Annotated in this window: 16 protein-coding genes; 12 read left to right on the forward strand and 4 right to left on the reverse strand. The window is 32.8% G+C overall.

Going from position 1 to position 14,400, the window contains the following annotated elements; genetic code table 11:
- Positions 1-124 precede the first annotated feature (124 nt).
- The 11 genes from ACPUVN_RS04565 to ACPUVN_RS04615 all read left to right on the forward strand — a co-directional run bounded on the left by ACPUVN_RS04565 (position 125) and on the right by ACPUVN_RS04615 (position 10,141).
- Positions 125-400: a YeaC family protein gene (locus ACPUVN_RS04565; RefSeq protein ID WP_426357807.1), complete on the forward strand. Its 276-nt coding sequence runs from the start codon at positions 125-127 to the stop codon at positions 398-400.
- Entirely contained in the window at positions 397-3,201 is a 2,805-nt protein-coding gene (locus tag ACPUVN_RS04570) for a DUF349 domain-containing protein (protein WP_426370054.1), read from the forward strand. Before ACPUVN_RS04565 ends, ACPUVN_RS04570 begins: the two co-directional genes overlap by 4 nt.
- Before the next feature lie 446 nt (positions 3,202-3,647).
- Entirely contained in the window at positions 3,648-4,004 is a 357-nt protein-coding gene (locus tag ACPUVN_RS04575; RefSeq protein ID WP_426357805.1) for a hypothetical protein, read from the forward strand.
- A gap of 375 nt (positions 4,005-4,379) precedes the next feature.
- Positions 4,380-4,787 carry a GFA family protein gene (locus ACPUVN_RS04580; protein ID WP_426370055.1) on the forward strand — a complete coding sequence of 136 codons (408 nt, stop codon included), beginning with the start codon at positions 4,380-4,382 and terminating at the stop codon, positions 4,785-4,787.
- A gap of 190 nt (positions 4,788-4,977) precedes the next feature.
- Positions 4,978-5,418, forward strand: a complete 441-nt coding sequence (locus ACPUVN_RS04585) for a hypothetical protein (protein WP_426370056.1) — start codon at positions 4,978-4,980, stop codon at positions 5,416-5,418.
- A 265-nt stretch (positions 5,419-5,683) separates the two neighbouring features.
- Positions 5,684-6,289 carry an HD domain-containing protein gene (locus ACPUVN_RS04590; protein ID WP_426370057.1) on the forward strand — a complete coding sequence of 202 codons (606 nt, stop codon included), beginning with the start codon at positions 5,684-5,686 and terminating at the stop codon, positions 6,287-6,289.
- A gap of 102 nt (positions 6,290-6,391) precedes the next feature.
- Positions 6,392-7,276, forward strand: a complete 885-nt coding sequence (bla, locus tag ACPUVN_RS04595; RefSeq protein WP_426357801.1) for a class A beta-lactamase — start codon at positions 6,392-6,394, stop codon at positions 7,274-7,276.
- 17 nt (positions 7,277-7,293) lie between these two features.
- Positions 7,294-7,680, forward strand: a complete 387-nt coding sequence (locus ACPUVN_RS04600) for a TfoX/Sxy family protein (RefSeq protein ID WP_426357800.1) — start codon at positions 7,294-7,296, stop codon at positions 7,678-7,680.
- 60 nt (positions 7,681-7,740) lie between these two features.
- On the forward strand, positions 7,741-8,388 hold the full coding sequence (locus ACPUVN_RS04605; RefSeq protein ID WP_426357799.1) for a LysE family translocator: 648 nt from the start codon (positions 7,741-7,743) through the stop codon (positions 8,386-8,388).
- Between the two features lie 152 nt (positions 8,389-8,540).
- Positions 8,541-8,792: a hypothetical protein gene (locus ACPUVN_RS04610; RefSeq protein ID WP_426357798.1), complete on the forward strand. Its 252-nt coding sequence runs from the start codon at positions 8,541-8,543 to the stop codon at positions 8,790-8,792.
- 476 nt (positions 8,793-9,268) lie between these two features.
- Positions 9,269-10,141 carry a hypothetical protein gene (locus ACPUVN_RS04615; protein WP_426370058.1) on the forward strand — a complete coding sequence of 291 codons (873 nt, stop codon included), beginning with the start codon at positions 9,269-9,271 and terminating at the stop codon, positions 10,139-10,141.
- Between the two features lie 463 nt (positions 10,142-10,604).
- Here the strand turns inward: ACPUVN_RS04615 and bcp are convergent, their stop codons facing one another.
- Complete coding sequence (gene bcp / locus ACPUVN_RS04620) at positions 10,605-11,069, reverse strand: thioredoxin-dependent thiol peroxidase (protein WP_426357796.1); 465 nt, start codon at positions 11,067-11,069, stop codon at positions 10,605-10,607.
- A gap of 58 nt (positions 11,070-11,127) precedes the next feature.
- Entirely contained in the window at positions 11,128-11,670 is a 543-nt protein-coding gene (locus ACPUVN_RS04625) for a glycine cleavage system protein R (protein WP_426357795.1), read from the reverse strand.
- 567 nt (positions 11,671-12,237) lie between these two features.
- Between ACPUVN_RS04625 and bamC the strand changes: the two genes are divergently transcribed.
- Positions 12,238-13,326, forward strand: a complete 1,089-nt coding sequence (gene bamC, locus ACPUVN_RS04630; protein ID WP_426357794.1) for an outer membrane protein assembly factor BamC — start codon at positions 12,238-12,240, stop codon at positions 13,324-13,326.
- A gap of 187 nt (positions 13,327-13,513) precedes the next feature.
- On the opposite strand, the gene ACPUVN_RS04635 is transcribed toward bamC, so the two are convergent.
- On the reverse strand, positions 13,514-13,717 hold the full coding sequence (locus ACPUVN_RS04635; protein ID WP_426357793.1) for a hypothetical protein: 204 nt from the start codon (positions 13,715-13,717) through the stop codon (positions 13,514-13,516).
- A 1-nt stretch (position 13,718) separates the two neighbouring features.
- Positions 13,719-14,399 (reverse strand): M15 family metallopeptidase, encoded by a 681-nt coding sequence (locus tag ACPUVN_RS04640; RefSeq protein WP_426357792.1) that lies wholly within the window; start codon positions 14,397-14,399, stop codon positions 13,719-13,721.
- Position 14,400 lies beyond the last annotated feature (1 nt).

Raw genomic sequence — 14,400 nt, forward strand, 5'->3', positions numbered from 1 at the left:
CCGATTAGGTTTATTTTAACTTAGCAGAACACCTTTGATAGATAATAGAGCTCGTTATAAAAAGTCGATTAAATCACTTTAATTCATCAAAATTAATATAAGTAACCTTGGACATAATACACGTATGAATATTATACAGCTTGTTGAGAATATGGATGAAAGCATGTATTTACGACTTAAACATGCAGCAGAAACAGGTAAATGGCCAGAAGGCACAAAAGTAGAACAAACTCAGCGAGATTCAGCCCTGCAAATAGTCATGGCATATCAAGCTAAACACTTAGACTCAGATGAAATGTTAACGATTGGTGCAGATGGTGAAATTGTTACTAAAACTAAACGTGAACTTAAAAAAGAGTTTTCCGATCAAAATAATATTGCTAGGTTTTCTGATATATGATTTTCTCCAATTTTTTCAAAGCAAAATGGCAGCACAAAGACAGCAATGTACGTATAACCGCTATAAATAATGATTTAGATGTAAGTACGCCAGAACATGCCGTTATTCTAAAAGACTTGTTACAACAAGACGAAAACGAACTTGTTAGACGCACAGCATTACTTAAGCTAGCTGAGTTCGATACCTTTTTAAATGAAAGTGAAAACAACAGCAATAAAAAGATTAAAGAGTTTTCACAAAAACAAGTCACTCAAATATTAACGGGTGAACATACAATCACCTTATCAAGCGATAAGAAGCTACAGTATATTCAAACGGTAAAAAGCCTAGCAGGGTTAGAATCCTGGTTAACATCAGAAACTGATACGAGTCTTGTTATTGCCTTATTTGATAAAATTAATAAACCTCAGTTGTTAATGTCGCTGTTTTCTCAAAAACCACAAGCAGATATTCAGCATTATTTGCTCAAACAAGTGACTGAAAAGTCTCAACTTGAAAAGCTGCTTAAAAAAGCTTGTAACGATGCAGTTTCAGCAGAAATAAGCGCTAAAATTACTGAGATAGATCGTTTAATCGAGCTACCTAAAAGCATCAGTAAAAAAACACAGCTTAACTTGTCTAAGTTTTTAGCCTTAACGGACATTGCCGATTATGGCGTAATGGTAAGTAAGAAAGAGCTATTACTTAAAGAGTGGCAAACTTTAACAAGTGAGTTTGATTATTTAGCTGAACAAGAGAAAACTGTTTTCATCGCTAAACATGCAACAATAGAAATACAACTTGATAAACTTTTTGCACCTAAGGCTGAAGCTTACCAACAGCAACTTATTGCTGAAAAACTAGAGCAAGATCAAAAAGACGCTAAAGTATTTTTTAATACTGAAATTGCTAAAATTAGCCAATCATTAACTACAGCTATATTCGAACAAGTAGAAGTTGATGAAACCTTGTTTGAATTAACCTTTACAAGCCTTATGCAGCAGCTAAATGACTCTGTGTTAAGCAATGGTGATAAAGGTCATATTTCAAAAGCATTAAAGCAAGAGCAACATAAGCTGACTCAAATACCTCTTATTGCTGAATCTGTTACTGATGCAACACAATTAATTGCCAAAATATCTCAATTAGCTTTACCAACAAATAATCAAGAATTTAATGAACGCCAACCCATTTTTACTGACTGGTTGGAACAATGGCGTAGTGTAGAAAAGCAATCATCAGGTGTTTTACCTGAATCGATTACTAACGCTCAAAAAGAAATTACTGCATCATGGAATAAAGGTCTAGCACCATTTATAGCAGATCAAAAATCTCAGCTAACCCAAGCTCAAAAGAAAATTAATGAGTTAAAACGTATTATTTCTAGTGGTAAATTTAATATAGCTTTTGGTGTATTTAAACGCATAGAAAAGATTGTTGAACAACTTTCTGAAAAGCAAAAACTTAGGATCCAAAAAGACTACGATGCTGTTAGCGAAAAAATGGCAGAGTTAAGTGATTGGGAACATTACATAGCCACACCACGTAAACAAAAACTGATTGAAGACATACAGCAATTGGTTGAGGTGCCGCTTGATAATCCAAACGACCAAGCCGCTAAAGTTAAAGAATACAGACAAATATGGAATTCTTTAGGTCATGCTGACGATGATGTTGAACGTAAATTAAATAACGAATTTAATGAATATTGTGAGCAAGCTTTTGCTCCGTGTCGTTTGTATTATAAAGAACAAGAAAAAATTAGAGAACAACACTTAGCGGCGCGTTTAGCTGTTATTGCCGATGTTAGTGCCTTTAGCCAGTCTTATGGACAAGAGCCTGTAGATTGGAAAAATGTTGATGTACAACTTAATAAATTTCAACAAAAATGGCAAAGTGCAGGTGAAGTTGAACGTACTAAATATAAAGAGATTCAAGTTCAATATAATGATCTTGTTCAACCGATCAAAAAGTTATTACGTGCATACAATGACGAAAATGCAGTATTAAAGAAAGCCTTAGTCGCGAGTGCTATTGAAGCATCACAAAGCGAAGATGTTTTTGCTGCTATTCAAACTGTTAAAGGTTTGCAAAATCAATGGAAAAACATTGGTTATAGCGGTGTTAAACATGAAAATAAACTTTGGAAAGAGTTTAGAGGCGTTAATGATACTTTATTTAGTAAACGTGACGACTTAAACGAATCAAATAAAGCTCAGCAACAAACGTTATTAGATCAACTTAATACTCAGTTAGATGACTTGCAAACGCTTGTTAAAACTAACGAAAGTGTTAAAGACTTAGAGGCATCTAAAGCAACTGCGCAAACAATATTGAATCAAGCATTATCAATTAAGCCAGTAAATAAAAAATTCGTTAATAAAATTGAAACAAGTTTAAAAACGATTGATATAAAAGTCAGCCAAATACATAACAATAAAGACAAGCAAACATGGCAGGCTATTTTCACTGTATTAGAGAATGTAGCTAAAGATGACGTTAGCGTTGAAGACATGCAAGCGACAGATGATTTTAACCTGCTATCAACAGCATGGAAGAAGCGTTTAACTGATGTTATGCAACAACCTAAAGTTGTAGATAGACAAGAAGAAACCTTAAAGCTTGAGATCTTTGCTGGACAAGAATCACCAGCCTCATTTAAAGCACAAAGAATGCAAGTTCAAGTGCAGTTAATGCAAGAGCAGATGGTTTCAGGTAACAGCGTTGATTTACAAGCTAGCTTTATTTCATGGTTACAAAAGGGCGGTATTAACGAAACTGATTTAACGTTAATTGAGCGTATAAAACCTATTTATTGTTAATTTAAGCTATTTAATTAATCTGAATAATTCATATATTTAGTGTTTACAGATAAATGAAAGCATTTTAAAAACCAACTCAATTGAGTTGGTTTTTTTATGTTTTATTATTAGGGAGGATGACAATACCTTTGTCATGAATTTTTCAGTTAGACACTCCATGTTTTTATCAAAGCTGAACAACAAATACATATAAAATAAATGTGTTTCCATCACTTTTTACTAAATAACATCTCTTTGAGTGTTTATTAATTAGCCACTTCGTTTGGGGAGGTAAATCGCACAGATTTCAAGCATAGCGAGTTATTAGCTAAGGTTGGTTACATGGTTTTTTTAATAAGCTTATGATTAGAATAGTAAATAAAACTATTTTTTCACTTGCCTACTTTACGCTCGATTAATGTGAGGGTAGTATGTTGATAAAAAAAACACCTAATTAGGGATGATATATGAAAAATTTAGTTTTGATTATTTTACTTGGCGCATGTGCTTACCTCTATCTTGTTGCACCCACTGTTGATGTTGAAATAGATAGTTACCAAGGGTTGTTAAAGAAAGTTGAATATGAAGCCGTATCCCTTGATGAAATAAAAGTCGGAGCTAATTTACTCACAACATCCTTTTGTAACGACGCAACTTTCCAAGAAACTGGGGGTAGTAGTGTTGAAGCATGTACTGACAGATACTTGGCTTTTAAATCCATGTGTGAAGACCGAGTCTTTGGTCACGAAAATAAAAGTTTAACCAATATAAGTGAAGTTAAAGTACTCGTAAAACGTTTTATTACTTGTTCTGGTGTTAGTTAGTTTTTCTAAATACTTATACTTATCTATATATTTTCACAAATTTCTAGCTACTAATTACCGCTATTAGTTTGTGAAAGTTACGAATAAACACCTTTAACAAACCATCTTACAAATTCCATTAATTTCAAATATCCTAATATTTATCACTTAACGTGATTTGTCTTTTATACTCCTTTTTATAAGTTCTTGTTAGCTTCTATAAGTTATAAATATTAATCAATAAAGAGTATCCAGCTATACATTTATTACTTTTTTATTCATGAACTTTTTAGTAAGTTATTAATAATCAATATAGTGTGTGGCTTTATTCAGTAAAATGATCAATTATTTACTGGAGTTGATACTATATAAAAAATCAAATATGGAAAATATATTATGGCTAATGTAATTACAGGCGACTGTTGTTGTGGTGAAGTTGCTTTTACTATTGAAGATAATTTTAGTAAGTTTTTCTTTTGTTATTGCGAACAATGCAGAAAATTAACTGGTAGTGCACATGCATCTAATTTGTTTACTTCACCAGATAACATAAAGTGGCTTAAAGGCGCTGATAAAGTAAAACGTTATGATCACGTTGAACGCTCATTTTCAAAATCTTTCTGTACTGAGTGTGGCTCTGGCTTACCTTTCCTATCACAAAATGGTAAAGCCTTAATTGTTCCTGCAGGTATTTTAAATGCTGAGCCTAGTAAAGTAGTAGATGCTCAAATATTTTGTGCAGAGCAAGCTGATTGGCATCAAGTAGGTATTACTATTAATAAAGAGTCTGGTTTTCCAAAATAAGTCATGCCTTAATATAGCATTATCAATTTTGTATTTTGATAATGCTTTAAGCCTAAATTTTTAATACAAAGTTTGTAATATGAATTTTGTATTATAATGATAGAAGAACAAGACAATTAATAAGCAGCTTTAAGTTAAACTTAGTTTTATGTTTGATTTTTTATTTAAAGAATATTTACAACGATTCAAAATGAGTATTATTTATAAAGGAGCTATACCTATGCGCATTTCAGCTTTTACACTACTAATTATTTCTTTTTTCACATCACATCTTTCCTTTGCTCAACAAACGGATGAAGAGCGCGAAATATCTAAAGTTTTAACGCAAACCGTTAAAGTGATAACAGATAAGCTACCTATGATAATAGATGGTGATACTCGATTAGATAGTGTGGCAACCGTAGGAAATAAATTTATATATAATCACACCTTAACTAAATATAGTGCTGATCAAATGGATCCCGAGCAACTCGATGTAGTTATTACTGATAACGTTATTAATACTATTTGCCCAAACAAAGAAATGAAGGGCTTTATCGATTTAGGTGTTGTGATGGTTTATCGTTACTTAGGAAAAAGTGGTGCGTTTATTACTGAATTATCTTTAGATACAAAAACATGTAACAAATAACTTAAAGCCTGAACAATAGGTTTATTATCGGCTGATTCATTATGTAACATTTTTTATTTTATGGCTTTAGCCCATATTTACTCGCTTCAATACCACTTTCCAATATCCTACTAATAAAAATAACTTAACCTATGCTGAGGTTAAGTTATTATTCATCACATGATTCAGTGATTAGACCACTGAACGAATTTCTTAAAATATTACTCCTTAATTATCGTTGAAGTAAAACTTCACATAACTAATATAACTACATCTTGGAAAATTAATGGAAGAACTAAACTCTCAGTTAGACAAGCAATTAGACTTTATTATTGAATTAGATCGACTTAAAGGTGTTTACAGACAAGCGCTTGTTAAGTCAGATAAGAACAGATTCGAAAATAGTGCAGAACACAGTTGGCATATAACATTAACCTCTCACATATTGCATGAATATGCCGTTGAAAACGTAAATGTTTCGCGTGTAATGTGTATGTTACTTATTCATGATATTGTTGAAATTGATGCGGGAGATCTCTTTGCGTTTTCAGATGAACAATCTCTTATTGAACAAGGCAATAAAGAAGTGGCTGCAGCAAAACGAATTTTTGGTTTATTACCTGAAAAGCAATTTCAAATATTCAACCAACTTTGGTTAGAGTTTGAAGAAGCTGAAACAGTTGATGCACGATTTGCTAAAGCGATGGATAGTGTGTTGCCTCTACTACAGAATATGCGTAATAGTGGAGGAAGCTGGGCAAGGCATAAAGTAAAAAAATCTCAAGTATTGAAACGTAACCGTTTTCTTGATGGGCTAGCACCTAAGTTATGGTTATATGTATGTAGCCAAATTGAGCATGCTGTGAATCAAGGTTGGTTGATTGACGAATAGCGCTTATAAGTATTATGAAAGATGTATTGTAGTGGCTTTACTTTATGTCTTTTATTTTCGCTCCCTACCTTAATAAACTAATAAGTAAGTAGATCATTATTTATGACATTTAACCTCAAAACTCATTTTAAAAAGTACAACTCTTATTTATCATCTTTACTGCTTAGCTTCGCTTGTATCTTTAATGTAAGTGCTAATACCTTAACGGATGTGATCAAAGAACAGGAACGTCTACTTGGCGGACGAATTGGTGTTTCCGTTTACGATGTTTCTGCTAACAAAGTATGGGATCACAATGGAGATAGTCGTTTTCCATTAATGAGTACTTTTAAAGTACTCGCCTGTGCAAAATTGTTATCGGATGTTGATAAAGGGCTGCAATTATTAAATTCCTCTACGGTTATATCTGCAGACTCTTTAATTGAATGGTCGCCTGTTACTGAAAAACTCATTGGTGAGAAAATCACGTTAAAACAAGCGTGCTCAGCAGCTATGACCATGAGTGATAATACCGCGAGTAATATCCTACTTGATGCTATTAATGGACCGAAAGAGTTAACCGCATTTATGCGTTCGATTGGTGATAATGTGACTCGGTTAGATAGAATAGAGCCTGAGTTAAATGAAGCCCTAGATGGCGATAAACGTGACACGACAACACCTAATGCTATGGTGAAAAGCTTACATACTTTATTATTTGGTAAGGTATTATCCCAAGATGCAAAAACTCAATTAAAACAATGGATGATAGACAACAAAATCACTGGAAATCTATTACGTTCTGTTTTACCTGATACTTGGTTAATTGCAGACCGCTCAGGCTCAGGTGGTTTTGGATCAAGAGCAATTACTGCTGTTGTTTGGAGTGATACGCGTTCACCCTTAATTATCAGTATTTATTTAACACAAACGAAAGCTACTTTGTCTGAGCGTAACAAAACCATTGCCAATATCGGTAAAGAAATTTTCGCTCTTTATAATAACTAAAAAGAGATTAATACATTATGGCTTTTGATCGAGGCTTAGAAGAGCGACTTTACGAACACTTTCAGGCTCGTCATGACTTAGTTGTAAAAAAGATGTTTGGTGGTTTATGTTTTATTCTTTCTGAGCATATGTGTTGTGCCATTATTGATGATAAAATTATGGCGCGTGTTGGACCTCATAACTACTTTGAATGCTTAGATAAGCCTTATGTAACAGAAATGGATTTTACGGGTAAGCCTGTAAAAGGTTTGGTTTATATATTACCTGAGGGTTTTGAGTCGGATGACGACCTAAGTTATTGGATAAACTTTTGCATAAGTTTTGTTGACTCATTACCACCTAAAGCACCTAAAAAAGCTAAACAAAAAAAGAAACCAAAAATAACAAAAGAGCAGAGCATCTAAACTAGCTAACTTAACTCTGCTTTTAGTGAAACAGATTTACCTTTATTCGAAGAGAGTGACATGGATTTAAGTACCTGGTTATTGTACATCAGTGTTATTAGTGTATTGCTGTTAAGCCCTGGTCCTTCAGGTTTATTATGTTTATCTGATGGCTTAACTTTTGGTCATAAAAAAGCCATACCAACGGTTCTAGGCGGTGCAACTTCAGCACTTGTACTTATGACTATTTCGGCAGTAGGTCTTGGAGCTGTATTAGCTGCATCAACAACATTATTTCTAGTGATTAAACTTCTGGGTGCTGTTTACTTAATTTATTTAGGTTGGATGGCGTGGAAAGAAGGCGGTATCACACTTGAAAAAAGCACCTCAACTGAAAATAAATTAGTCAGTTACTCTGCGATTAAGCGTTATCAAAAAGGCTTTATGATAGGGATAAGTAACCCAAAAGATTTATTATTTTTTATTGCCTTGTTCCCTAGCTTTATGAATGCTGAGCTTCCAGCTTTTGAACAATATATTATATTAGCTTGCACTTGGTTTATTCTTGAGTGTATCTCTATGTTTATGTATGTGTGTTTAGGTTCAAAAATCAGTCCTTTTTTCTCTAAACAGAGTAATATGAACTTAGTGAATCGTATGGTGGGCAGTGTATTTATATTTTTAGGTGGAGCTTTAGCGCTATCAACAATTATCAGTAAAAAAATATAAATAAAGCGATAAGTGTGGTTGAATACTCTGGTATTTTATAAGTTCATATCCGTTTATTTGAAAACAAATTTAACCATTATCAGCACAAATACGGCAAGAATAACTACAACCATAACGACAACAATAAGTTCGGCAATAAAAAGAGACTATTTATGAAATCTGACGAGTTAATAACATTATTATCAAAAAGTGGTGCTGAAGACCTAACATCTTCATTACAATGGATTAATCCTCTACCTGATGATGCGACTGAGCTATTAAAGAAAATAAACATCGCATTAAGTATTGTTCAGTTTTCGCAGTCTAGACGAGCGGAAGAGAAGGGCTCAACATCATCTAATACTCATTTCGATGCATTAACGCGTTTAAAAGCTGAGGCTCAAAGTATTTTAGATAAACAATAAACCGTTTAGAGCTATTATTGCTTAAGCCACTAATATCAAATATAAAGCCTTTCCTTAGCAGGCATTGTAGTACAAGGCTTATCTGTGTATTTTACTTTTCGCTGCTGCCTGCATCGCATACGTACTCAAGTTGTAAAGGGAATAAGAGCAATAGGCTTTACTTCTTAATTATGCTTCCCCTTATTTTTAACTACATACATCTCTTTATTCCTAAATGTTGTTCTTTTTTCCATTAATACTAATGCCAATGCTGTGGCTAGAAGGCGATGTGTTTGATGGATTGCCTCCAATGCATACTTGATAGAACAAAAAACCTTCACTCATTAAATGTGATAGAAATGTTATAAATTCAGAATGATTTGCGTAATCATTACTGGTGATTATCGTATATTATCTGCAATCATATTTACTATCTTCGGAACAAATAATGCGTGTATTATTGTTTTCTGCTTTAATTTTTTTTACAACTTTTTCGAATGCCGATACTTTTGATTGGAAGGTTAACTCAATACGTTTCACTTTTTCAAAACCTCAAACTTTCCATTCACTTCTTTATTCAAAGATCAGATCCAAGTAGAGAAAAAATAAACTTTGAATTAGAGCCTATAAACAATGAACGATTCGGCGTTTTTGTTGACTTAAACGGTATTGAGATAGGTTATGCTACCGATTTTATTAATGATACAACACAAACTGAAACTGAAGATTTTCTCTTTTCTTATAAAGGCTTTAAACACTCTAAAATTACATTCAATTACCAAACACTTGAGGGATTTGAAACAAATGCACTCAATCTACTTAATGAGTCGCAACAAGAATCACGTTTTTCTTCAGGCACTAAATCAACTAAATTTGAACTGCTTGGTATTCATGATTTACATACATTTTATGGTGAATCACTATTTGATCATTTCTTTTTAAACCGTCCTAAATTGAGTCAATCAATTGGTTTCGGTTTAAGCTTAACGGGTGGTTGGTCATATAAAAACTTATTATTAGAAAGTGAAGATAATTTACTCTTTAAACCAGATTACTTAAATAGTATCGGCACAGTTGATCGTATTAGAGCTGAATCATTTGATGTTTCTATTGGACCACTTCTATCTGTTAATTTAAAAAATAACATACATATGTTTGCAGAAGCCAAATTTGGTAAAGGTTACTTTCGTAATTTAGAAGAAAATGAACAACTCAAACGTTCTGGTAATGAAGATATTTATTCTCTTGGGGCTGGTATTTCTTGGACTATGGCATCAAAGAAAACTGTATTTCTTTTAAGAGGTTGGCAAAAGAAAGGAAGACATGTTGAAACATTTTTTGGTGATCTTTCTGCTATTCATTACTTTTAGTTAATTCCTTACAACGCTGTAAGAGTTTTAAATAGAGGTAAAATCTCTTTGCAGCTAATAGATACTTTTATAACAAGCTTTGGATATATAACGAAAAAAAATAGCCTTTGATTAGGGGTTGTTGACCTTTCGAAATTGTTTTTACAGCAATGTGTTTGATATTTAGACAAGGCGGAGTCTGTGACGTGTAGCTAGCTACTCGAACAGACGATAACGTGGTATAAATTTCAAACACATGCTGCCCTTTGGGTTCATTTAAAACGAATTTACTCATTGCTGTTTGCTATTTTTAATAGAATAACTATTAGACAAAGCTCACATCGCGATTAAATCCGTTTTAAATTGAATAAAATTTAACCCTGAAAGATCAACAGACCCTAGATAAAAAAGCAGTCTTACTTATAGAGTAAAGACTGCTTTTTATATGTTTATTTTATAAGGTTATTTATTAGAAAATAAATAATTAGTTTTTAATAAAATCAAGAACAACTTCGTGGTGATCTTTAGTTTTAAACTTATTAAAAATATGTTCTAAGTTACCGTCTTCATCGATAAGGAAAGACGTTCTTACAACGCCCATACTTTCACGTCCCATAAACTTTTTTAATTGCCAAACATTGTAGGCTTCACAGGTCGCATGATCTTCATCAGATAGTAATGTGAAGTTCAACTCTTGTTTATTAATAAAATTAGTCAGCTTCTTTGGAGTGTCAGGGCTAATACCTAATACAACAACATTTAAGGCATCGAGTTCTGATTTACTATCTCTTAATGCACATGCTTGTACAGTACAACCAGGCGTAGAAGCTCTTGGGTAAAAGTAAATAAGTACTTTTCTACCTTTAAATGAGTCTAAAGCTACTTCTGAACCATTTTGATCAAGTAGAGTAAATTGTGGTGCTTTATCACCAACAGTAAGAGTGTTCATAAGAAACCTTTATATAGTTAAAATGTAAAGAATTGCGTGCTTTATTTTACATAAAAAATTAAGAAGAAAAGTATTTTAAGAGATTTACATTTGCAGGTTTTATGCAACCTTGAACACCAATTTGTGCGCATAATTCAATAAAATCACTTTCAATAGCGTCAATGCTCGTATCTTCTGTTAACGCTATTAAAATGGTGGCATTAGTGGTGTTATCTTTTGGATTGATTTTAGATTTTAACGACGAAATATCAATCTTACGGGCTGTAAGGAAAGCCGTGATTGATTTAAGTATTCCTGGCTGATCTATACCTGCATATTCAACTTCATAATGGTGAGTGAAATCAAGCGACTTATAACCAGAAGTGCGTTTCATCATGGTTATTAATTCTAATTTTTGAGACATAATAGGAAACTTTGACTCAATTAAATTAATAGATTTTGCACTGCCTTCTAACAACATAATTATCGTAAATTCTTCACCAAAAATTGCCATTCTACTGTCAATAATATTACAGCCACATTTACTCGCAAGTTTTATGATTTCGCTAACACTACCAGTACGATCTGATCCCATAGCGTTTAGCACTAAATATTGAGACATTAATGAAGTAACCTTTTAATATTTTATGGTTTAATCGTTTTTCAGATAGGTATTGTATCCCATATCATTTTCATTAAACACTAGGAGAAATACATTAGGGGGAGGTTTTTTCATCGAATAGATTTATATTTATTCAGTTAATGCTGGATACATTATCATTTGTCTCGATGACGTGTTTTAGGTTAAGAAAATGTCATCAATATAACTAATCTGTTTATTTTTGATTAAATTGAACGAATTTTAACCTTTATATAAAATCTACCTCCACTTAGTGAGATCTCTTTAGAGTTATTTAACATATTATTAATATGGTTTCTTGTGTTTGTAAAATCAGGCAAGTACCATGTTGTATTATTTTGAATGGCTGAATAGATTGAGTTTTTGTTTGAACTTAATTCTTTATTTGTTATCCAAGCTCTAGTTCGAAAATATAAATTATTAAATAATAAGTAGGTTTCAATAAATATTATTCCACTTACTTATCAACATATATTTCTATTCGGTTAACATCATATTATTTAATTGACCGTTACTGTAAAGATTCAGATGGTATCCGCAGGAGTTTTAATGAATCGTAAATTATTTTGTTTATCGCTATTAAGTTTAACTATAACAGCGTGTAGTACTAATGTTAGCAGAACCCAAGCCGAAGGTAATTTTGATTACGCAAATAAAGAAGAAGCAAAGTCTTTAATAACACCTGTTGGTTTAGTTGAACCTAGACAAAAACATGAATTTTATATTCCTGAAGTACCTGATACAAATTCTCCTGTTGGAGAAAAAATGGATATTAGAGCGCCATCATTAGTTATTCCAATGGCTGCCTCTTCAAGAATTGAAGGGAATGATGGCAACCCTCAAGTTTGGTTTGATCAGGTTATTGATGATCAAGTTTTATTAGATTTCATAAGAGATGCTGTTAAGTCTCAGCTAAAAACAGATGGTGTTGAAATTACCTCAGTAGGTGACGACAATCTGGTATTTGACTCTGGTTGGTTCATTAAAGAAAAAGAGGGTGGTTATTGGTTCTTTAAAAGTGTTGTAGAAACTGAATCTAAACGTTTTAGATATACACTTGAACAAAAATCACATGGTCGTAGTGTGGCAATTAGTGTTGAACTCATTGATTACAAGAAAGAAGACTTACTAAATTCTACCACTGACATTAACTCAATTGAAAAGCATCGTGCAGAAATGTCGATGTTAAATACTTTGATTGGTGAAGTTGATTACCAATACCGTATTTACTCTCATGAGTTATTGCAATCTAAAGCTAAGCAAATAGATGCATCATTAAGTACAAATGGTGAAAATGAGCCAGCTATTTTAGTCAATATGGATTTAGATTCTGTTTGGACAAATGTTCCAACTTTCTTCAGAGAAAATCATTTTGAAGTAACTGATTTAAATGAAAGTAAGAATATTTACTTCACTACATATAAGCGACCTGAGCCTAGCTTCTGGGATAACTTATGGAATGATGAAGAAACAACACTTAACATTCCTGATGGAAAGTATAAGTTCTTATTTAATGAGTCAGAAGATAAAACAATCGTTACGATATTAGATGAAGACGGTGAGCCATTATCATCAACGACATTAAATATAATTTTACCAGCAATTAAAACAGGTTTATCTTTCGACAGCTTATTTTAAAGTTTTAGTCATTCGGTAAATTAACGACTTATTTAAAGCTCTACTTCGGTAGAGCTTTTTTGTTTGTGAAGAAGAAAAACTTCAGGCTAGGTTTGAATCTAACTAGAGTTAGACCTAGCTATGAAGAATATTTTAGATAGATACTTAGAGACAATGATAAATAAGAAGGGGTAATATAAATTGTTGGTTATTTTTTATAAGGCGAGCTTGGCTTACTTTCAACAGTTGGTAATTTATGTTCGGTTTTCTTATTACGCGGTAGGGTTTCTTTAAGATCATTTAAGCCTTTTTTACGTAAAGGTGTTTTCGCATTTTTTTGTAAGGTACTTAAGTTACCTATATAAAATAACACCACACCGATAATTACGATAGGAATAAGCCATTCACCCATTTTATGTTCCTTTATTTATGTTTTGTACATATTGCGAAAAAATTGTCGGTAATTTATTTAAAATAGCCTGTTTGCCTAGTATATCTGCTTGCTGGATAGTTTGCGCTAATGTTTCAATCGAAATATCGCATAAGCAAGGTTGTGCTAATGGCGCATATGATAAATGCCAAGGTTCAATTGCAACTCCACCTCGGTCTTTGTCGTAAGGAAGGAAGAAACCAAACGATTTTGCATACTCTTCAATCCATAAACTTAACGGTTCAAATGGACCACCTTGTTGATATTCCCAAGGTTCTAATTGAAGCTTCTTATCTGCCAACAGTAAGTTCTCAGCATATATGTCTATATCTGTTCCCCAGTGATGTCTGCTAGTTCCAGGTAAGGCTGAGTAAGTTAATATAGCATCAACTTTTTCATCATCAGATAATTGACTAAGGTTAACAATTTCATTGTTTTTATTTCTGGTAGCAAGTTCACCTTTGAATTTTCTATTCCAAATAGATAACTGTCGGTCGAAGCTGCGGTAGCCACTGGCAATTTTTAAATCGAAGCCTTTTGCTAGCGCAGCATCACTCAGTGATTGCCACGCTAATTGCATTTCTTTATGAATACCAAGGTTGTCTGAAAGCCAAATGATGTGTGAATCATTTAGCCCACAAAGTTGTTGGTGATCAAGTGACATA

This window comes from Pseudocolwellia antarctica, assembly GCF_049933045.1.
Lineage (GTDB): Bacteria > Pseudomonadota > Gammaproteobacteria > Enterobacterales > Alteromonadaceae > Pseudocolwellia.